The organism is Saccharopolyspora erythraea NRRL 2338, assembly GCF_000062885.1.
GTDB classification, from domain to species: Bacteria; Actinomycetota; Actinomycetes; order Mycobacteriales; family Pseudonocardiaceae; genus Saccharopolyspora_D; species Saccharopolyspora_D erythraea.
In genome coordinates this window covers 5,185,048-5,205,269 of record NC_009142.1, presented here as the reverse complement: position 1 = coordinate 5,205,269, position 20,222 = coordinate 5,185,048, and the positions used below count along the sequence as shown (strand labels likewise).

Sequence of the window (20,222 nt, the reverse complement as noted above, 5' to 3'; positions counted from 1 at the left end):
CGGGCCTGACCTCGACGAGAGCCCGCGGCTGTGGCCCGCGCCGGACCGTGCTCCAGTCCGGGCCCGCGTGCTGGCGTGGAGGGAGTCCGCAGGTATACGCTCCGCCAGAGCTGCCCCAGGCAGCAGGGCCGGGGTCAACAGCCGCAAGACGGGTACCAGTGGTGCCGTTGCCGACGGTCGGGAACCTTCCCCTTGATCTGACCAGCTTCGTCGGGAGACGACGGGAGCTGGCCGATGCGAGAGCGCTGCTGGCGCGTTCGCGCCTGCTCACCCTCACCGGTGTCGGCGGCGTGGGCAAGACCCGGCTGGCGCTCCAGCTCGCAGGCAGCGTCCGCAGGGCGTTCCCGGACGGGGTGTGGTGGGTCGACCTGACCCGGCTCTCCGGTCCGCGCCTGCTGGCCCGGGCCGTCGCCGAGGCGGTCGAGATCCGGGAGCACTCCCGCCGGGACCCGCTGGTCGTGCTCTGCGAGCACTTCGCCGACCGCCGCGCCCTGCTCGTGCTGGACAACTGCGAGACGATGTCGCACGAGTGCGGCAGCGTGGCCGACGCGCTGCTCAAGCAGGCTCCGGAGCTGCGCGTGCTGGCGACGAGCCGGGAGCGGCTGAACATCTCCGCCGAAGTGCTCATGGTGGTTCCGCCGCTGTCGCTGTCGGCGGAGCCCGGCGGGTCGGGCCAGGAGCACTCCGAAGGTCTCGAGCTGTTCGTCAGGCGCGCCCGGTCGGTGCAGGCCGACTTCCGGACCGACAACCACAATTGTGCGGTGGTGGAGGACATCTGCCGCCGGCTCGACGGCCTGCCGCTGGCGATCGAGCTCGCGGCCGCCCGCGTGCGGGCGCTCTCGCCGGAGCAGATCCTCGCGCGGCTCGACGACCCGTACCGGCTGCTCAGCAGCGGGCCGGCGGGCTCGGAGCCCCGGCACCGGACCCTGCGTGCGCTGATCGACTGGAGCTTCCAGCTGTGCACCGAGCCCGAGCAACTGCTGTGGATGCGCTCGTCGGTGTTCGCGGGCAACTTCGATCTGGAGGCGGCCGAGTCGGTGTGCCGGGGCGAAGGCATCCCGCCCGGGAGCGTCGTGGACTTGGTCGCCGGGCTGATCGACAAGTCCATCCTGCACCGCGAGCAGCACGGGAGCGTCTCGCGGTACCGGCAGATCGAGACGATCCGCCAGTTCGGCCGTGAGCGGCTGGCCGACAGCGGGGAAGAGCAGTTCGTGCGGCTCCGCCACCGGCAGCACTACCAGCGCATCGCCACCCGCACCTGGTCTGCCCAGTTCGGGCCGCACCAGGTCGACTGGTTCGCCCGGCTGCGGCTGGACCACGCCGACCTGCGGGTCGCGCTCGAGAACTGCGCGTCGGACCCCGGCGCCGCCTCCGACGGGCTGCGCATGGCCGCGGACCTGCTCTACCACTGGATCAGCAGCTTCTATCTCAACGAGGGCCGCGGCTGGCTGGACGACTTCCTCACGCTGGCCCCCGCACCGTCCACGGACCGGGCCGACGCGCTGTGGGTCAACGGCTGGCTGGCGCTCATCCAGTCCGATCTCAGCGCCGCGGAATCGATGCTGGCCGAGGCCCGCGCCCTGGCGACGCGCCTCGGTGCCGCGAAGGCGCTGGCCTACACCGCGCTGTTCTCCGGAATGGCGGCGAGCTTCCGCCAGGATTCCGAGACCGCTCTGCAGCTGTACCGGGAAGCCCTCGACGGGCATCGAACCGCGGACAACCCGCACGGGATCGCCTCGACGCTGATCCGGTCGGCGATGGCCTACTCCCACCTGGGTGACTCCGAGCGAGCGATCGCCCTCGCCGAGGAATGCCTCGCGGTCTGCGACGCGGCAGGCGACGTCTGGCACAAGGCCTACGCGCTGACCGCGCTCGGCATCGAGGTGTGGCGGCAGGGCGACACCCGGCGGGCGGAGGTGCTGGAGCGGGAAAGCCTCGGGCTCAACCACGAGCTGGACGACCGCCTGGGAATCGTGCTGAACCTCGAGATCCTCGCGCTCATCGCCGAGACCGACGGCCGCGGCGAACACGCGGCCCGGCTCTTCGGCGTCCTGCGGTCGTTGAGCCGCTCGCTCGGTGTGTCGCTGCGCGCGTACACCCACCTTGCCGACCACTACGACGAATGCGTGCGACGGCTTCGAAACGCACTGGGGGAGCGGGACTACCAGGCGCTCCTCGACGAGGGCGCATCCCTCACCCTCGAAGACGCGCTGCACCTCGCCGCGGAGGAGGACCTGAGACCGGACGTGCGTTCGGCCGCCGACGACGCACCGCGGCTGACCCGGCGTGAACGGGAGGTCGCCGAACTGGTCGCCCAGGGCATGAGCAACAAGGAGATCGCGGCCAAGCTCATGATCGCCTCGCGCACCGCCGAGAGCCACATCGAGCACATCCTGGTCAAGCTCGGGTTCACCACGCGCACCCAGATCGCCACCTGGGTCGCCGACCACTCGAGGCCGGTGGCCGAGTGACCGGGCGGCGGCGGTCCGCCGATGTGCCGACCACGGGATCGGCACATCGGGCGAGCTCACCGGCTGGTGGACGCGCTCAGCTCACCCGCGTCGTGGTGGGGCCAGCGGGGCGGTTCGCCGACGGGCTTGTCGCCGAGCACGGTGACGCGGCGGCCGACGCGGCGGCCGGTGTAGTCGTTGACCGCGTAGTGCTGGGTGACGCGGTTGTCCCAGACGGCGACCGCGCCGGGGACCCAGCGGTAGCGGCAGACCCGTTGCGGGCTCTCGGAAACCTCGAACAGCTGCCGCAGCAACGCGTCGCTCTCGCCGGGGGTCAGCTGCGGGATGCGGTGGGTGAACATGCGGTTGACGTACAGCGAGCGGCGGCCGGTTTCCGGGTGCGCTCGCACCACCGGATGCTCGGCCTCGCTGCGGAACGAGCCGTTGGGGTGCTTGAAGACGTGCACGGCGGTGAGCCCGTCGAGCAGCTCGCGCACCGGTGCCGACAGCGCCTCGTAGGCCAGGTACTGGTTGCTCCACATCGTGTCGCCGCCCGACGGCGGGCACTCCACGAGCTGCAGCACCGACGCGATCGGCGGTGAGGGGCTGAACGTGACGTCGGTGTGCCAGACATCGGCGCGCGCCCCCTGCTCGGAGTCCAGCACCACCAGTTCGTCGTGGCCGGGCAGCTTCGGCAGGAACGGGTGCACCTCCAGCTCGCCGAACCGGCGGCCGAACGCCTTGTGCGCACCGGGTTCGAGCCCGGCGGCGTCGGGGAAGAACAGCACGAGGTGTTCCAGCAGCAGTTCCCGCACGGCGGTGAAATCGGAGTCGGTCAGCGCGTCGAGCGGCACGCCGCGCACTTCCGCGCCCAGCGCCCCGGACACCGGGCGCACGTCGAAACGGTTCTCGTTCATTGTCTTTCCGCCTTTCTCGGACGTTTTCAGGCAGCGCGAAATGGCCCTTCGGCAACCGCCCGGAATGCTCCGGGAAATGGTTGACGGGAATTGTTCGCGACTGACACGCTGGCCGTGCCGGACCTTTCTCCGGCGGTCCCCGGACTCCCTCGTCGAAAGGACGCCCATGCCGCACGACTCCGCCGCCGAGCTCGCCCGCCTCGTCGACCTGGCGACCCCGTTCGCGATCCGCACCGCGGTCGCGCTGCGGCTGCCCGAACTGGTCGAGGCGGGCACCACCGGCCTGGCGGAGCTGGCCGCGGCGAGCGAATGCGACGAGGACTCGCTGGCGCGGCTGCTGCGGCACCTGGTGTCCGTCGGCCTGTTCGACGAAACCTCGCCGGGGACCTACGGGCTCACCGCGCTCTCGCGCGAACTGCTCGGCGAGGACCAGCGCTGGCAGCGCGGCTGGCTCGACATCGACGGCCCGGGCGCGAAGATGGACCTCGCCTACACCGGGATGCTGCATTCGGTGCGCACCGGCGAATCCGCCTACGGCCGGGTGCACGGCGTCGGCTTCTGGGAGGACTACCAGCGCGACGAACGGCTGCGGCTGTTCTTCGGCGCGATCATGGCCGCGCACGCCTGGCAGACCGGCCCGGCCGTGGCCGCGGAGTACGACTGGTCCGGGGCCCGGCGGGTGCTCGACGTCGGCGGCGGGACCGGTGCGCTGCTCTCGGAGGTGCTGCTCAAGCACTCGCACCTGACCGGCGCCGTGCTGGACCTGCCGCCGGTGCGCCCCGAGGCCGAGCAGGCGCTGGCCGACGCGGGGCTCTCCGGACGCGCGGAGTTCGTCGGCGGCAGCTTCTTCGACCCGCTGCCCACCGGCTACGACGTGGTGATGGTCTCGCGGGTGCTGACCGACTGGAACGACGAGGACGCCGCGAAGATCCTGCGCCGCTGCGGCGAGGCCGCCGGGCCGCAGGGGCGCGTGCTGGTCGTCGAGGTGCTCGCGGGCGACGAGCACGCGAAGAACAACTCCTCGTTCGACCTGCAGTCGCTCACGCTGCTGGGCGGCCGCGAGCGCACCGTCACCGGCTTCCACGCGCTCGCCGCCGCCGCGGGTCTGCAGGTGCGCACCACGCACCGCCTGCCGGGCGGGCTGGTCGTGGTGGAGTGCGCGGGCTGACACCGCGCTCACGCCCAGGCCGGGAGCCGCCGGGCCCGCGGGTCCGGCAGCACCCCGAGCTGGTGCAGCCGGTCCAGCGGCGTCAGCGGGTGCACGCCGAGCCCGGACATCGTGTGCATCACGGTGTAGCGGATCCGGTCGTTGCCGCCGGTGCCGCGCAGCGCCCGGCGGCCGGCGAACCGGCCCACCCACGACAGGTCCGTGATCATCCTCGCCGCGTTGTGGCTCGTCCGGCCGATGTGCGCCAGGTTCTCCCGGCGTGCGGCCCAATACCGGGACAGCGCGTGGTCGACGGCGGCGGGGGAGAGCGACCCGCCCTGCCGTAGCACGGTGGCGAGCTCGTGGGCGTCGGCGATGGCGCTGTTCATGCCCTGCGCGGCCATCGGGTGCACGGCGTGCCCGCTCTCGCCGACCAGTGCCAGGCCCGGTGCGGCGAGCGCCGGCGCGAGGAAGCGGGACACCGGCAGCACCTGCCGCCCGGCGAGGCTCGCGCGGATCGACGCCTCCAGCGGTGCGAGTGCGGGCGTCTCCCGGACCAGGTCGCCGACCCAGCGGTCCAGGCCGTCGGCGTCCAGACCGCGCAGCTCGTGAGCACCGGCCTGCGCGTAGAGCCGGATCCGGCCGTCCGGCAACGGGTAGCGCAGACGCAGCCCGCGCGGCGTGACGTAGGCGGAGAAGTCGGGCTCGACCTCCGGTGCGTCGTGCAACTCCAGCGCGACCAGCCGGTGCGGGTACTCGTCGCGGCGGACCTCGATGCCGGCCTCGCGGCGCAGGCGGGACGACATGCCGTCGGCGGCGACCACGAGCGCCGCCTCGACGGCGTCGTCGGCGATCCGGACGCCGGTGACCCGGCCGCCGTCGGAGACCAGGCCCGTCACCAGTTCCCCGCGGCGGAGCTCGACGGTGTCGGGCAGGGATCTCGCCAGCGCATCGAGGATCACCGGGTAGTCGTGGGCGAGCAGCCAGTTGTTCCGCGCGGGCAGCCGCGCGTAGTCGAGGACCATCCGCGCGCCGCCGTCGGCGTCGCGCGCGACCAGTTTCTCCAGCCGCAGCGCCCCGGCCGCCTCCAGCCGCGGCGCGACGCCCCACCCGTGCAGGATCGCCAGCGCCCCCGGCTGGAAGACCTCGCCCTTGGCGACCGGCCGGATCCGCTCCTGCTTGTCCAGCAGCAGCACGCGCCTGCCCAGCCGGCCCAGGGCGCACGCGGCCGCCAGCCCGGCGACGCCGGCGCCGCACACCACGACGTCGTAGGTCATCGCGCCACCGCCTTCCGGTAGCGGGCGAGGGCCCGGAGCGCCAGACCGTGCGCCAGCGCGGGATTCGGGTACCGGGAGACGTGCCGCACGTACTCGTTGACGTTGGCGGCCGGCCAGCCGCCGGTGGGCAGCCGGTGCTCCAGCAACCAGTCCACACCGGACCGAACGGCTTCCGGCTCCGCGCCGGCGGCCAGCAGCGCCGACACCGCCCAGCCGGTCTCCTCGACCGTCCCGGGCGTGCCGTCGCCGGTGCCCCACGAGCCGTCGGCCAGCCGCGTGCGTTCCAGCCACGCCCGCGCGCGACGTGCCGGCTCGCCGTCGGCGGCACCGGCCTTGGCCAGCGTCCGGAGCACCGCCGAGGTGCCCGCGGTGTGCATGCGGTACCAGACGGACTCGAAGCTGCCGTCCGGGCGCTGCGCCCGGCCCAGCCAGCGCAGCGCCCGGCGCACGCGGCGGTCGTCGGCGGGCACGCCCGAGTCGAGCAGTCCGTCGACGGCCTGCGCGGTCATGTGCGGGCACGGCCCGCTGTTGGCCACCCTGGTGTTGCGCACGCACAGGCCCCACGAGCCGCGGGTGTCCTGCTGCAGCGTCAGCCACGTGACGCCGCGGCGCATGGCGTCGGCCTGGTCCGCTCCGGGCAGGTGGCTCAGCGCGGACAGGATCTCGCCGGTCTCCAGCGTCGCGGGCCAGCCCCGGGAGCCCGACCAGCCCCAGAACCCGGGCGGGCAGCCGAACGCGGTGAACGGCCGGTCCTGTTGCAGGCGCAGGAAAAGCTCCTTGACCGGGACCAGCCGGGGGTCCTGCGCGTAACCCGCTTCGATCAGCCCGGCGGTGGCGTACATCGACCACGTCAGGTCCAGCGGCCCGCTCGACCACGAGCCGTCGGGCGCGGCCGTCCGCCGGAACCAGCCGACGGCGCCGTCGACCATGTCCTCGCCCAGGCCGGCACGCGCGAGCCCGGCGCACACCAGTCCGGTCACCCAGGCGTCCTCGCACCAGCCACCGGTGCTGCCCTCGTGCTCGTAGACCTGCCGGATGACCGCGAGCGCGTTCGGCTCCGCGAGCTTCGACAACGAGCGCTGGACCCGCGTCAGCGGCTTGTGCCGCGTCTGGGCCAGCCCGAGCGCGGAGACCATCGGCGCGCGCAGGTCGAACAGCTTCCGGTACAGCCCGGGCAGCAGCGCGAGCTCGAGCGGGAACCGCCGCATCTCGCGCGGGTCGAGCCAGCCGGCGAAGCCGTAGAACTGGCGGCACCACGCGACGACCTCCGGGTGCGGGATCGCTTCCAGGCCACCGAACCCGCGCATCCACTCCTGGCCGGCCTCGACCGCGGCGGCGCTGCCGCGCGGGTCCACCAGGTGCAGCACGGCCGACGCCACCGCCGTCGGCCCGGCCTCGGACGCCTCGCCGGGCACCATCGCCCAGCCCCCGTCGGCTCCCTGCGTGCGCTTGAGCCAGCCCACGCCGGCCTCGATCAGGTCCGCCGCCCCTCCGGGATCGGCGAAGTGCAGCGCGCACACCGCGCCGACCGTGCCGAGCGTCGAGGTCAGGCTCGCGCCGCCGTAGTCGAACACCCCGTCCTCGCGCTGCGCGGCGAACAGCGCCTCGGCGCCCTCGGCGATCGCCTCGGTGATCCGGTCCGCGCGTAGGAAGGTCATCTCCGGTCCTTTCCCCCGGCCGCCACCGCGGCGGGCGGGAACTCGTGGCGTGCGCGCATCAGCGCCTGGGTGAGCAGCGAGAACAGCAGGACCGGCAGCACGAGCGCGACCGCGAACCGGCCGCCCGCGGCGCCTGCGACGACCGCGGCGGCGAGCACCAGGCGTTCGGCCACCAGCAGTTCGTGCGCGCGCAACGCCGCCCGCGCGCTCACGACATCGCCCGCACGCACCAGCGGCGCGAACGCGACGACCCCGGTGGCGGCGGCGACGGCGATGAGCGCGAGCTGTGCGGCCGGATCGACCGTCGCCCATGCCGCGCCGAGCGCGACCAGCGCGACGCCACCGGCGTAGAGGCGCAGCGCGAGCCGCACGGCGTGCCGGACCCCGCGGTGGACCGCCACCGAGCGGTAGCCGCCCGCGCGGTCGCCGTCGACGTCGCGGACGGTGCCCACCAGGTTCGACGCGGTGTCGTGCAGGAGGAAGCCCACCGCCACCGGCAGCAGCGGCCACGGCGGCCATGGCGCGGCCACCATCGCACCGATCACGAGGGTGAGCGCGGTGAGCGAGCCGCGCGCGATGTTGCCCGCGATGCCGCGTCTCTTGAAAACCTTGCTGTAGCCCACGATCCCGGCCATCGCCACGGCGAACAGCGGCAGGATCCGCCAGTTCGCCCACACCACCAGCACGGCCGAGAGGGCCGCGCACGCCAGGCCGCCGTACAGCGCTGCCTCGGTCGACAGCCGTCCGGACGGGATCGGCCGGTGCGGTTTGCCGATCGCGTCGAGGCCGCGGTCGAAGTAGTCGCCGAGGTAGTGCCCCGACAGCCACCCCAGCGCCGGGGCCAGCGCCGCGACGAGCAGCGCGTCCGGCCGGCCCGCGCCGCCGCCCACCGCGCAACCGGCGAGTCCGAGCAGCGCCGGGTAGCACGACGTGTAGGGCCGCCAGGTCTGCACGTGCGCGAGGACCGAGCGGCCGATCCGGCGGCCCAGCGCCGCGATCGGCGGCGCCGCGGTCAGCGGTCCCTCCGCACGGCCAGCTCGGCCACCGCGCCGAGCAGACCGGCCGCCTCGGCGGACGGCAGCACGCCGAGCCCCGACTTGGCCAGCCGCACCTCCTCCTGCGCGTGCGCGAGCGCCAGATCCAGCGCGCCGGTGGCCATCACGACCTCGCGCAGGGCGGCCAGCGCCGCACCCGGCGCGAGCCCGCCGGCCAGCACCCGCTCGATCCGCCGCCGCTCGGCCGGACCGCCCTCGCGGTGCGCCAGCAGCACGGGGAAGGTCGGGCGGAGGTTCGACACGTCGCTGGTGTCCGGTTTCCCGGTGACCGCGGGATCGCCGAGGAACGGCAGCAGGTCGTCGTACATCTGGAAGGCGAGACCGGTGTGCTCGGCGAACTCCGCGACGATGCCGACCTCACCGGGCGTGCCGCCGCCGAGAACCGCACCGGCCTGGCACGCGCCGCGGAACAGCGCGCCGGTCTTCAGCGCGGCCATCCCGAGGTAGGCCGCCAGACCGCTGCCCAGTGCGCCGGGCGCGGGCGGCACCAGCAGCGCCTCCCGCATCTGGCCGCGGCACAGGTCATCGCCCGCCCGCGCGAGGATGCGCACCGCGGACAGCACGTCGGCGTCGGGCACCGGGCATTCGGCGAGCGAACCGAACAGCCTGATGATCAACGCGTCCCCGGTGATGATCGCGTCGGCCACGCCGTAGCGCGCGTGCACCGACGCCCGCCCGCGGCGCGTGTCGTCGCCGTCGATGATGTCGTCGTGCACCAGCGACGCCGCGTGCAGGTACTCCACGGCCAGCGCCGCGGGCATCACCGCCTCCCGGTCACCGCCGACGGCCTCGGCCGAGGCCACCAGCATCAGCGGGCGCAGCAGTTTTCCGGGTGACAGCAGCGCATAGCGGGAGATCTCGTCGAGCGGTTCACCGCCGCCGGACCAGCGCGCGTCGAGCGCGCGCCGGATGTCTGCCGCGACCGGGGAGGAGGTGACCTCGTGGATCAGGGCGTCGGCCGTCATCCGGCGAACTCCTTGGCCAGCCTCAACACCGCGTCGTTGGCCTCCGGTGTCCCGGTGCTCACCCGCACTCCGGCGCCGGCGATCTCGCGCACCGCGACGCCGTGCGCGGCGAGGTGTTGCACGAAGGACCAGTTGCGGTCTCCAAGGCGCAGCCACAGGTAGTTCCCGCCGCTGGGAGGGACGTCCCAGCCGAGTTCGAGCAGCCCGGCCCGCACGCGGTCGCGCTCGGCGGCGACCTCCCGGCAGCGCTCGCGCATCGCCTCCTCGGCTTCGAGCGCGGCCAGCGCCGCGGCCTGTGAGACGGTCGGCACGCGGTGGAACGGCAGCGTCGGCCGCAGCGCCGCGGCGACCGGTTCGGCCGCCACCAGGTAGCCGACGCGGAGACCGAGCAGGCCGTGGGACTTGGAGAACGTGCGCACGACGGCCACCCGGTCGTCGGCCGCGGCGAGAGCGAGCCCGTCGGCGATTCTGTCGGGTTCGGCGAACTCGCGGTAGGCCTCGTCGATCAGCACCAGCACATGCGGCGGCAGCGCGGCGAGGAAGTCGGTCAGCCGCGCGTCACCGAGCACCTCGCCGGTCGGGTTGTTCGGGTTGCACAGCAGCACGACCTTCGTCTCCGGCGTGACGGCGGCGGCCAGCGCGGCCAGGTCCTGACCGTCGCCGTCCGAGGGCACCGTGACCGGTTCGGCCCGCGCGTTGCGGATCAGCAGCGGGTAGAGCTCGAACGACGGCCAGGCGTGCACCACGGAGGTGCCGGATCCGGCGTGGGCGAACAGGAACTGCTGGAGCAGCGCGCCGGAACCGGCGCCTGCGACGACCCGTTCCGGCGGCAGCGCCAGCCGTCGCGCGATCGCGTCGGTGAGGCCGGTGGCCAGTGCGTCGAGGGTGAGGTTCATGCTCGCCAGGCTGTCCTCGGCCGCTTTCAGCACACCGGGCAATGGCGGGGAAGCGTTCTCGTTCAATGACAGCTGATGAATGATCTGAGCCACGCGAATGAAGGACCTTTCCCGTGCCGCGCGCAGGCTCCTCATCGCCTGTCGCCACATTCCGGATCAGACTCAGCCAGTGTGCTTGCGGTCATGATCGGAAGTCAAGAAGCCAAAAGTCGTCTTCCGGACAAAGCGAAGAGGCGGCAATCGGCGCTTGTTTTCCGGGGCAGATCAAGTGGAATTCCCGTGCGCATTTCTCGCCAGTTGATCGACAGCCGGCGCGCAATTCCGTACCATCGCGTGCGCGACAGACCCGCGCCGGTCACCGGGTCGGCGAAGCCGTTCTCGACGGCGATCAGGCCAGTGCGGCGAGATCCTCCGCGAGCACGTCGAATCCGGGCGCCTCCCGCGACTGCCGGGCCAGTTCCGCGGCGCGCCGCCGGAATCCGCGGTCGGTGAGCACGCGTCCGGCCGCTTCGGCCAACGCCTCCGGTGTCGCCGCGGCGGGGTCGAGGTGCAGGCCCAGGCCCAGTTCGGTGACGCGGCGTGCGTTGTCCGGCTGGTCGGCGAACAGCGGCAGGTTCACCATCGGCGTCCCGGCCTGCACGGCCTCGTGGACGCCCCCGAAACCGCCGTGCGAAAGGAAAAGTGCCGCTCTGCCTAGAAGCTCGCGCTGTGGCGCGAAGGACATCAGCCGGACATTCGCCGGTCGCGGTCCGGACCAGGTCTCCAACGCCGGTCCCAGGGACACCACGCCGTCGCAGGGCAGTTCGCCGAGCGCGGCGACCATCGCGGCGAGCAGTCGCGGGGCCTCCGGCACGACGGTGTGCGCGACGGTGCCGAGCCCGGCGAGCACCAGCGGCCGTTCAGCGTCAACCGGAAATGCTCGTGGCGCAGCAGGATTCGGCCGGTAGGACCGCAGCGACGGCACCCGCAGCCGCTCCGGGTACCACGCGGCGGGCACGACGGCGGCGAGCAGACCGGCGTTCGGCTGCCACGGATCGTCCGACGGGTCGAGCCCGAGGTCGTCCAACTGACTGTTGAGCGTGTTGCGCAGGAACGGCAGATGCGCGCACGAGTACGGCGCGATGTCGAGCACGGCGCGGGGCAGACCGAGCCGTTCCGCGGCGAGGTAGCCACCGAACTCGTTGCACTCCCGCACGATCACGTCGGGCCGCCAGTCCGCCGCCGCCGCGATCAGGTCCCGGGCGAAGGTCCCGGCCAGCGGCCCGGCGAACGCCTTGGTCAGCGGACCCGGATCCTCGCGGGCGCGCGCGGTCTCCTCGGTGTCCTCGCCTTCCGCGCCGGGCATGCCGGGGCTGGTGAGGAACGCGGGGTCGGCGAGAAGCTGTTCGAGGGTGCGGACGTTCGGCAGCGGCAGGTGCTCGATGCCGTGCCGTGCGAGTTCCGCTGCCATGGCGGGCGCGGTCGCGACGGCGGCGGTGTGCCCGGCCCGGCGCAGCGCGCGGGCCACCGGGATCACGACCGGCACCAGGTGGGAGTAGTAGGGCAGGCAGGTGAGGACGATCCGCATCGGTTAGGCGTTCACCGCCGCGCGTGGACGGTCTCGGTACCGAGTTCGGCGTACCGGAGTCCGTCCACGCCACCCGCCACCTTTCCGCCACGTCCGGCGAGCAGCTTAGAAGCGCCCGATCAAGAGGGTCAACGGCCGACGCCAGGAGGGGAGGAGACCTACATGTTCCGCGCGGGGACATCAAGTGGGGACGTCAGTGGGGACGTCAAGTGGAAACGCCATCCATTCCGCCCCATTCTCAACTTATAGCCGACCCCGGGGCTTGCGGCAAGGCCCGGGTCATGCCGCAGAATCTCCGGCCGAAGCCAGGACCTGCGGAAACCGGGGATTCGCGAAGTACCTGGGCCTGGCCCACATCCAATCTCGTTGAACGGGCGTGTTGATGATCGACGTGATCGTTGTCGGCGGCGGGCCGACCGGCTTGATGCTGGCCTGCGAGTTGCGGCTGCACGGCGTGCACGCGCTCGTGCTGGAGAAGGAGGCGGAGCCGACCGGACAGGCCCGCGCGCTCGGCCTGCACGCGCGCAGCGTCGAGGTGATGGACCAGCGCGGTCTGCTGGAGCGGTTCCTCGCGCACGGCGAGCAGGTCGTGGCGGGCGGTTTCTTCGCCGGCATCGCCAAGCAGTGGCCGGACCGGCTGGACACCGCGCATTCGTACGTCCTCGCCATCCCGCAGAGCATCACCGAGCGCCTGCTGGCCGAGCGCGCCACCGAGCTCGGCGCCGAGATCCGGCGCGGCCGCGAACTGGTCGGGCTGAACCAGGACGAACACGGGGTGACCGCCGAGCTGGCTGACGGCACGCAGCTGCGCTCGCGCTACCTGGTCGGCTGCGACGGCGGCCGCAGCGCGGTGCGCAAGCTGCTCGGCGTCGGCTTCCCCGGCGAGCCCACCAGGGTCGAGACCCTGCTGGGCGAGGTGGAGGTGGCCGTGCCGCCGGAGACGCTGGCCGCCGTGGTGGCCGAAGTCCGCAAGACCCATGTGCGGTTCGGCACCATGCCCGTCGGGGACGGTGTGTACCGCCTCATCGTGCCCGCCGAGGGAGTGGCCGAGGACCGCTCGGTCCCGCCGACCCTCGAGGAGCTCAGGCAGCGGGTGCGGTCGTTCGCCGGGACCGACTTCGGCGTGCACTCACCGCGTTGGCTGTCCCGCTTCGGCGACGGGACCCGGCTCGCGGAGCGCTACCGGACCGGCCGCGTACTGCTGGCCGGCGACGCGGCGCACGTCCACCCCCCGACCGGCGGGCAGGGGCTCAACCTCGGCATCCAGGACGCGTTCAACCTCGGCTGGAAACTGGCCGCCGAGGTCGGCGGCCGGGCCCCGGAGGGGCTGCTGGACAGCTACCACGCCGAACGGCACCCCGTGGCCGCCGCCGTGCTGGACAACACCCGCGCGCAGACCGAGCTGCTGTCCTCCGAGCCGGGAGCCCGGTCGGTGCGCCGGCTGGTGTCGGAACTGATGGACTTCGAGGACGTCAACCGGTACCTGATCGAGAAGATCACCGCGATCGGCGTCCGCTACGACTTCGGCGGCGGGCACGAACTGCTCGGCAGGCGGATGCGCGACGTGGGGCTGGAGCGGGGACGCCTCTACGAGCTGATGCACGGCGGCCGCGGGCTGCTGCTCGACCAGACCGGCCGGCTCTCGGTGGCGGGCTGGGCGGATCGGGTCGACCACGTCGTCGACGTCAGCGAGGAACTGGACGTGCCCGCGGTGCTGCTGCGGCCGGACGGCCACGTGGCGTGGGCCGGTGAAGACCAGCGGGAGCTGCTCGGCGAGCTGCCCAGGTGGTTCGGCGCGCCCGCCCGCTGACCGCGGTGTGCTGAGCCGCGCAATCCTGCCAGGAAATCGCAAGGGCGTCCCCGCGACGAAGGATCCGGGAGTCTTTCGGGCTGCCACGGCGAGCCAGAAGCACTCCCGGGCTCGCACGCCGGCGCGCCGCCGGCAACCTGATCGGTTCGCCCGGCGTCTCCTGGGAAGTTGATCCCGGCTGAGAGGCAGCGATGTCGATACGAACCGGAACGGCCCTGGCCGTGGCGCTGGCCGCGGTCGTGGGCACGGCAGGTACCGCGTCGGCGCAGGACGTCTGGACCGGGGAGGAGTTCCCGACCCGGCCCGGGATGGCGTCGTACGTGACCACCGCGGCCGGCGGTGGCGGAGCGACCTGGGCGTTCGGCAGCTACAGCCCGGCGGGCTCGCCGATGTCGATCACCGCGCAGGCGTTCCGCCGGGAGGACACCGGCGTGTGGGTGGAGGCGCCGGTGCCCGACATCGGCCAGATCGTCGGCTCCGCGGTGACCGGTCCGGACAGCGCGTGGGCGGTCAGCCAGTTCACCAAGGTCAGTGCGGGCGCGACGATCCACTGGGACGGCAGGGCGTGGACCGAGGTCCCGCTGGAGGTGCCCGACGCTCCCCGGATCTCTCCCCGCGACGTCACAGCCGTCGGCTCGGACGTCTGGACCATCGGCAAGGCCTATCGCGACGGCAACGCTCCGCTCGAACGCAGCTTCGCCATGCGTTGGCAGGATGGCGGCTGGCAGCCGGCCGCGCTGCCGCCCGCCGCCGACCAGCAGAGCTTCACCAGTGTGGGCGGCATCGCACCGGTCGACGTCTGGATGGCCGGAACCACCGTCGAGCGTCCGCAGCAGATCGTCTCGATGCACTGGGACGCCGTGCGGTGGAGCCATGTGCAGGTGCCACCGGTGGACACCGGGGACTCCGACTTCCTCACCGTCCACGATGTCGCGGCCTACAAGCCCGATGACGTCTGGATCTCGGCCACCAAGGCGTCGTACGACAACCCCGAAGGCCGCCGTCCGATCCTGATGCATTGGGACGGTGCGCGGTGGAGCCGGCAGCAGCCTCCGGTCCAGACCGGCGGTCTCGGGGAGCTCGTGCACGCCGAGGGCGCACTGTGGAACCTCGGCATCGACGCGTTGCTGCGCTATGACGGCACCTCGTGGCAGCCGGTCGACGGACCGAGGCAGGGGGCGCTCGTGACCGGCGCGGAACTTCCCGACGGACGCCTGGTCGGCACTGGTTCGCAGGGCTCCTCGTACGACCCGCAGCCCTTCGCGGCCGTGCACGGCCGCTGATCCACGGGCGGACAGCCGGCGGCGCTCAGGAGAGCGCCGCCGGCAACCCGCCCGCGAGAGGGTGGGCAAGCTTACGTCGTTTTCCCGCACCGGCACCCCGCCGCCGGCACGTAAGCTGAAGCGGCGACCTGGGGAGTGCTGCGCCGTCCGACGCTCGTCGAACAGCACGCAGCGTCGAACAGCAGGAAGAACCGTCGACGAGGCGGCCGCTGGGGGCGTCTTCCACTCGCAGTCGCGCATGCACGAAGCCGAGTCGAGTTCTGCGGGGGCGAGGGAGAAACGTGTGGCCGGTGGCGCAGGGCGACCGATCGTCGATTCCTGATTTCCTTTTGGACCACGATCATCCGCGTCGGCGGATGCCGGGTCGGCCGTCCGCTTCGTGCCGGGGAGGTGCGAAGTCATGACCGCGACCATGGGAGCCGAGTCGGAGGAAGCCGACCGCGAAGCCGGACCGCGGCGCGCGGCCGTGCTGATCGCGGTGCTGGTCGTCTCGGCGTTCGTGATGATCCTCAACGAGACGATCCTCAGCGTCGCGCTGCGCGACCTCACGGTCGACCTCGACGTGTCCACCACGACCGTGCAGTGGCTGACCAGCGGGTTCCTGGTGACCATGGCGGTGGTGATCCCCACCACCGGCTTCCTGCTGGAGCGGTTCACCCCGCGCCAGGTCTTCCTGGCCTCGTTGACGCTGTTCAGCGCGGGGACGCTGATCAGCGGGCTGGCTCCGGGCTTCGCGGTGCTGCTGGCAGGCCGCCTGGTGCAGGCGTGCGGCACCGCGGTCATGCTGCCGTTGCTGATGACCTCGGTGATGCGGCTCGTGCCCGCCGAGAGGCGCGGCGCGACGATGGGCACGATCACCATCGTCATCGCCGTCGCGCCTGCCGTGGGCCCGACGATCGGTGGCGCGGTGCTGGCTTCGCTGGGCTGGCGCTGGATGTTCTGGATCGTGCTGCCGCTGTCGGTGCTCGCGCTGGTCATCGGTGCGGTGTGGATGCGGCTGGACAGCACGACCCGCTCGGTGCCGCTGGACCTTGTCTCGGTGTTGCTGTCGGCCGTGGGCTTCGGCGGTGTCCTCTACGGCCTGTCGTCCCTCGGTGAGTCCGGAGGCGGAGGGCACCCGGTGCCGCCGTGGGGTGCGATCACCGTCGGCGTGGTCGCCCTCGGCGGGTTCGTCGTCCGCCAGCTCCGCCTGCAACGCCACGACCGGGCACTGCTCGACCTGCGGCCGCTGACCTACCGCGCCTTCAGCATCGCGTTGCTGCTCAGCGCGTTGCTGTTCATGTGCCTGCTGGGTGCCGCGGCGATCCTGCTGCCGCTGTACCTGCAGACCGTCCTGCGCACCAGCACGTTCGTCAGCGGGCTGGCGGTGCTGCCCGGCGGACTGGTCCTCGGCCTGCTGGGACGACCGGTGGGACGCCTGTTCGACCGCGTCGGCGCACGTCCGCTGGTGATCCCCGGCGCGCTGGCCATGGCGGTGTCGCTGTGGCTGTTCTCGGCGCTCGGGCCGGACTCGCCGCTGGCCGCGGTCATCGGCATCCACGTCCTGCTCATGGCCGGGCTCGGGCTGATGATGACGCCGCTGATGACCGAGTCCCTCAGCGCGCTGCCCGACCACCTGCACTCCCACGGCAGCGCCATCCTGTCCACCCTCCAGCAGGTCGCGGGCGCGTTCGGCACCGCGGTGTTCGTGACGGTCGCCTCCCTGGGCACCGCCGCCCCGTCCGGTGCTCCTGGGGCCGACGGCCTGCACGCGTCGTTCATGGTCGCCGGTGGCGTCGGTGTGCTCGCGTTCGTCGTGTCGCTTTTCGTGCGCCGGCCTCGGCAACCGGGCGAAGCGGGCGGAGCGGGTTCGGCCGAGCACGGATCGTCACAGAAGTCTGGCGGAGCGTGAGCGGCCGGCCCGGCTGATCGCCGGGCCGGCCGCCATCGCCGCGGTGCGTGTCGAGCCGCAGCCGGACAGCGGCTCGACAGGCGGTCAGTGCCGCAGGAAGCGGCGGTACTGCTGCGCGATCGTGTCCGCGCCCGCCGTGGCGTCGAGGAACATCAACGAGTCCATCCGGCAGTTGCACGGATTGCGTTCGACGTCGTTCCGCGGGAAGCTCCCTCCGATCTTGATCCCGCGCGGGTTCGTCGCGCTCGTCCCGGTCCTGTCGACCTGCCACGGGTCGCCCGGGACGGTGTAGAAGCCCGGGAGGGGCCGCCCGTTGCGGTAGAGCGCCATCTCACCGGTGGTGTAGTCGAACGTCGCGGCCAGGTGCACCCATTCGCCGGGCGGGAGCACCTCCCGCCAGTTCTGCTGTGCGGCGAAGGTCTGGGAAGCGCCGCCGTCGAGCCTCCGGCCCAGTGCGACCAGGCGGAGCTGTCCGTCCACATTGATCAGTTCCAGCAGCGCCCGTACGCCGTGACCGTCGGAGTCGCCGCTGAGGATGCCTGCCAGGCCGACGGCGTTGAACCGGTCCCCGGGTTCGGGTGTGGTGGAGTTGGGGCTCGGGTTCTCGCCGGTGATCTTGAACCAGCCCATCACCGTCGCGCCCTTGGCGCCGTTGAATGCGCCGAGCGACTCGACACCGTCGGCGTCACCGTCCCAGGTTCCGGCCTTCCAGTCGTCGTTGCCGTTCGCCTCCGGCGCGACCTGCTTCACCTGGAGCGCGTTGTTGCTGCCCGGGTACGCGCCGTCGTGCACCCGCATGTCCTCGCCGCCGTTGACCTGCGTGAGCAGGGTGCGCGACGAACCTCCGTCCAGCTCCCTGGAGTCGTCGGCCGCGAAGGGGTGCTCGAAGTCGTAGTAGGCGACGAGGTCGCGCTCGACCCTGTCGGTGACCTCGGATCCGGCGCCGGTGCGGGTGCCGACGACCTTCCAGATCTTGCCGTTGGCCTTGGCGAGCAGGTAGAGGTTGCGCTTGGAGTCGGTCCCGAAGCGCAGGTCCACGCGCCCGTCCTCGGCGAAGTCGGTCATCCGCATCCGCTTGCCGCCGGTGTCGAACAGCTGCATCTCGTGCAGGGGCGCGCGCTGCTCGCCGCGCCGCATCTCGTCGACCTCGGTGTAGAGGACGCGGCCGTCCACGAGGTCACCGAAGATGTACTTCCCGCGCAGCCGCGGGAAATCCGTCCCGCGGTAGACCTGTCCACCGGAGATGGCGTGGCCGCTGTCGGAGTTGCACGGCCAGTTCGGCGGCGGGTCGTGGTCGTAGGCCGCCACGGGGTAGACGTAGCCGTACTTCTCGTCGTCCTCGGGCAGGGGGTACAGCCAGCACTGGTTCTCCGGGCGGAACTCGAAACGTCCCTCGCGCGGGCTCCACCCGAGGTTGTCGCCCGCGCGGACCTCGTACACCGCCTCGATCGCGTGCTGGCCGATGTGGCCGAGGTACATCGCGTGCCTGCCGCCCGGGTCCCAGCTGAACCGGTGCGGGTCGCGCATCCCCAGCGCGTAGATCTCGCCTATCGCACCGGGCCTGCCGACGAACGGGTTCGACGCCGGGATGCCGTACTGGCCGTTGGGTCCGTCGGTGCCGTCGGGATCGATCCGCAGGATCTTGCCCGCCGGTGTGCTCATGTCCTGCGGGATGTCGGTGTCCAGTCCGATTCCCCCGTCACCGACCGCCATGTAGAGCAGGCCGTAGTCGGGGTCGCCGGGCCTGGCGGTCGGGTTGAAGTCGATCTGCTGGATGGCGTGGATCTGGGTGCTGAACCCGAAGCGGAAGATCTCCCGGCTGGTTCCCGAGAACTTCTCGGCGGACGGGTCGTCGGCCGTCCACTCGGTGACCACGCTCTGCACGAACGCGTCCGGTTGGTTCGGGTAGGTGGGCTCCTCGGTGGCGATCGCCTCCTCGTCCTCGGTGTGCACCGTGTAGAACCGGCCGTTCCCGGCGAACTCCGGGTGGAAGGTGACGAAGCCGAAACCGCTGCCCATGCCGCGGCCGGAGTAGAAGTGCTCGAAGCGCTCCTTGAAGTCCAGGTAGACGTGCTGTCGCCCACCGTCGAGCAGGTAGAGCGGGCCGTTGAGGTCGGGCACGTACATCCGGCCCGACCCGTCGGGGACCTCGCCGACGTAGTTGATCCGGTTGTGGCGGATCAGGCGCGGGTCGGTCGCGGGCGGCGTCGCCTGCGACGCGGGCAGTTGCGCGTACTCCTGCAGGACCAGCCCGAGGCGGGACTGCTCCGGCTGCTCGGGGATCGGATCGGTGATCGGTGCGTCGGGGTCGGTCGTGGGACCGGCACCGGCCGTTGGTGCCACCAGGGCCGCCGCGACCACCGTCGCGGTGATCGCGGAGACCCATCTTCTTCGCACGCCCATCTCTCGGACTCCATCCGTCGGCGTTGTGGGGTGGTCGGCGCCACCGGTGGCAGCCGGTGGCCGGTCGGCCCCGCCCCGGGCGGGACCGACGTGTTCGCAGGGGTTCGGGGCTGGGCTCTGCTTTACAAGCGGCGGAGCCGCTTGCGGTGTGGGTCTCCGCCAGGCGACCCGCTCCGCAAGCCACATCTGAGACACGGCACTAGGGCCGCGCGGCCGTTCCGGCCACGGTCACGTCGCGGATGCGGCCGTGGTTGTCGAACGAGCCGAAGCCGACGCGGCCGCCGGAGAAGCGCGTGTCCGTGGCGGTCATCAGCGGCAGGCCGGAGTCGTCGACGTGCACCGCGATCTCGCCCGTCGACGCGCGGTAGTCGAGGCGGACGTCGTGCCAGTCGGTGTCGTCGATCGCCGCGGGAGCGCCCGTGGTGCCGTTCCACTGGTCGTCGATGCGCTCGCGATCGGCGTCGTCGACGACGAAGATCCCGTTGTGCGGGTAGATCGTGTTGTCCTGCGAGAGGTGCACGTAGTAGAAGCGGGTGGGGGACTGGTAGTTGAAGACCAGTACGACGTCGCGGTCGTTGCGGGTGACCGGTTCGTCGATCCGGACTTCGGCGCTGTAGCGCAGAGAACCGAGCTCCGGTCCTTTGTCGACGATCGCGTACTCGAAGGGGCGGCGCGGACCTTCGGGGGCGTCCCCGCGCTCGGTCATGATCACCTGACCGTGCGCGAACGCCCACTTCGCAGGGTTCAGCGGATCCCAGAACCGGTCGGTGGCCGGTGGCCGCACGACCACGAAGGCGTGCTCGGCGGCAGGCGCAGCGGCGGCCGGCGCCGGGATCGCGACCGCGAGCAGGCAGGCTGCCAGCGCGGCGATCAGTCGTCGTTCTCCCATCGGGTTTCCTTCCC

The 20,222-nt window shown here is 72.3% G+C and carries 14 protein-coding genes; 5 read left to right on the top strand and 9 right to left on the bottom strand.

Annotation, left to right across the window (positions count from 1 at the left end; genetic code table 11):
* Window positions 1-161: 161 nt before the first annotated feature.
* A complete protein-coding gene (locus tag SACE_RS22560; RefSeq protein WP_197537704.1) occupies window positions 162-2,471 on the top strand; it encodes an ATP-binding protein in 2,310 nt (769 codons plus the stop codon).
* 56 nt (window positions 2,472-2,527) lie between these two features.
* On the opposite strand, the gene SACE_RS22555 is transcribed toward SACE_RS22560, so the two are convergent.
* Window positions 2,528-3,367 carry a TauD/TfdA dioxygenase family protein gene (locus tag SACE_RS22555; RefSeq protein WP_011874409.1) on the bottom strand — a complete coding sequence of 280 codons (840 nt, stop codon included), beginning with the start codon at window positions 3,365-3,367 and terminating at the stop codon, window positions 2,528-2,530.
* Between the two features lie 166 nt (window positions 3,368-3,533).
* On the opposite strand from SACE_RS22555, the gene SACE_RS22550 reads away from it, so the two are divergent.
* On the top strand, window positions 3,534-4,535 hold the full coding sequence (locus SACE_RS22550; protein WP_009943460.1) for a methyltransferase: 1,002 nt from the start codon (window positions 3,534-3,536) through the stop codon (window positions 4,533-4,535).
* Between the two features lie 8 nt (window positions 4,536-4,543).
* Here SACE_RS22550 and SACE_RS22545 read toward each other — a convergent pair whose 3' ends face one another.
* From SACE_RS22545 to SACE_RS22520, 6 genes are all read right to left on the bottom strand, one after another.
* Window positions 4,544-5,791, bottom strand: a complete 1,248-nt coding sequence (locus SACE_RS22545) for an FAD-dependent oxidoreductase (protein ID WP_009943461.1) — start codon at window positions 5,789-5,791, stop codon at window positions 4,544-4,546.
* The gene (locus SACE_RS22540) at window positions 5,788-7,449 is read right to left on the bottom strand and encodes a prenyltransferase/squalene oxidase repeat-containing protein (protein ID WP_009943462.1); all 1,662 of its coding nucleotides are present in this window, start codon (window positions 7,447-7,449) and stop codon (window positions 5,788-5,790) included. Before SACE_RS22540 ends, SACE_RS22545 begins: the two co-directional genes overlap by 4 nt.
* Complete coding sequence (locus tag SACE_RS22535) at window positions 7,446-8,402, bottom strand: UbiA family prenyltransferase (protein WP_009943463.1); 957 nt, start codon at window positions 8,400-8,402, stop codon at window positions 7,446-7,448. The genes SACE_RS22540 and SACE_RS22535 overlap by 4 nt, the downstream gene beginning before the upstream one ends.
* A gap of 59 nt (window positions 8,403-8,461) precedes the next feature.
* On the bottom strand, window positions 8,462-9,469 hold the full coding sequence (locus SACE_RS22530; protein WP_009943464.1) for a polyprenyl synthetase family protein: 1,008 nt from the start codon (window positions 9,467-9,469) through the stop codon (window positions 8,462-8,464).
* Window positions 9,466-10,431 (bottom strand): aminotransferase class I/II-fold pyridoxal phosphate-dependent enzyme, encoded by a 966-nt coding sequence (locus SACE_RS22525; protein ID WP_081468246.1) that lies wholly within the window; start codon window positions 10,429-10,431, stop codon window positions 9,466-9,468. The genes SACE_RS22530 and SACE_RS22525 overlap by 4 nt, the downstream gene beginning before the upstream one ends.
* 322 nt (window positions 10,432-10,753) lie before the next feature.
* The gene (locus SACE_RS22520; RefSeq protein WP_009943467.1) at window positions 10,754-11,932 is read right to left on the bottom strand and encodes a glycosyltransferase; all 1,179 of its coding nucleotides are present in this window, start codon (window positions 11,930-11,932) and stop codon (window positions 10,754-10,756) included.
* Between the two features lie 382 nt (window positions 11,933-12,314).
* Between SACE_RS22520 and rox the strand changes: the two genes are divergently transcribed.
* From rox to SACE_RS22505, 3 genes are all read left to right on the top strand, one after another.
* On the top strand, window positions 12,315-13,742 hold the full coding sequence (gene rox / locus SACE_RS22515; protein ID WP_009943468.1) for a rifampin monooxygenase: 1,428 nt from the start codon (window positions 12,315-12,317) through the stop codon (window positions 13,740-13,742).
* 191 nt (window positions 13,743-13,933) lie between these two features.
* A complete protein-coding gene (locus tag SACE_RS22510; RefSeq protein ID WP_009943469.1) occupies window positions 13,934-15,025 on the top strand; it encodes a hypothetical protein in 1,092 nt (363 codons plus the stop codon).
* Window positions 15,026-15,425: 400 nt separating this feature from the next.
* A complete protein-coding gene (locus SACE_RS22505; protein WP_009943470.1) occupies window positions 15,426-16,916 on the top strand; it encodes a DHA2 family efflux MFS transporter permease subunit in 1,491 nt (496 codons plus the stop codon).
* Window positions 16,917-17,000: 84 nt separating this feature from the next.
* On the opposite strand, the gene SACE_RS22500 is transcribed toward SACE_RS22505, so the two are convergent.
* The gene (locus SACE_RS22500; protein WP_011874407.1) at window positions 17,001-19,319 is read right to left on the bottom strand and encodes a PQQ-dependent sugar dehydrogenase; all 2,319 of its coding nucleotides are present in this window, start codon (window positions 19,317-19,319) and stop codon (window positions 17,001-17,003) included.
* A 199-nt stretch (window positions 19,320-19,518) separates the two neighbouring features.
* Entirely contained in the window at window positions 19,519-20,208 is a 690-nt protein-coding gene (locus tag SACE_RS22495) for a hypothetical protein (RefSeq protein WP_009943472.1), read from the bottom strand.
* Window positions 20,209-20,222: the final 14 nt, after the last annotated feature.

Excerpts from the sequence above, each read along its gene's own strand:
- SACE_RS22555 (WP_011874409.1), bottom strand. The coding sequence starts at position 3,367 with ATGAACGAGAACCGTTTCGACGTGCGCCCGGTGTCCGGGGCGCTGGGC.
- SACE_RS22550 (WP_009943460.1), top strand. The coding sequence starts at position 3,534 with ATGCCGCACGACTCCGCCGCCGAGCTCGCCCGCCTCGTCGACCTGGCG.
- SACE_RS22545 (WP_009943461.1), bottom strand. The coding sequence starts at position 5,791 with ATGACCTACGACGTCGTGGTGTGCGGCGCCGGCGTCGCCGGGCTGGCG.
- SACE_RS22540 (WP_009943462.1), bottom strand. The coding sequence starts at position 7,449 with ATGACCTTCCTACGCGCGGACCGGATCACCGAGGCGATCGCCGAGGGC.
- SACE_RS22530 (WP_009943464.1), bottom strand. The coding sequence starts at position 9,469 with ATGACGGCCGACGCCCTGATCCACGAGGTCACCTCCTCCCCGGTCGCG.
- SACE_RS22520 (WP_009943467.1), bottom strand. The coding sequence starts at position 11,932 with ATGCGGATCGTCCTCACCTGCCTGCCCTACTACTCCCACCTGGTGCCG.
- rox (WP_009943468.1), top strand. The coding sequence starts at position 12,315 with ATGATCGACGTGATCGTTGTCGGCGGCGGGCCGACCGGCTTGATGCTG.
- SACE_RS22510 (WP_009943469.1), top strand. The coding sequence starts at position 13,934 with ATGTCGATACGAACCGGAACGGCCCTGGCCGTGGCGCTGGCCGCGGTC.
- SACE_RS22505 (WP_009943470.1), top strand. The coding sequence starts at position 15,426 with ATGACCGCGACCATGGGAGCCGAGTCGGAGGAAGCCGACCGCGAAGCC.
- SACE_RS22500 (WP_011874407.1), bottom strand. The coding sequence starts at position 19,319 with ATGGGCGTGCGAAGAAGATGGGTCTCCGCGATCACCGCGACGGTGGTC.
- SACE_RS22495 (WP_009943472.1), bottom strand. The coding sequence starts at position 20,208 with ATGGGAGAACGACGACTGATCGCCGCGCTGGCAGCCTGCCTGCTCGCG.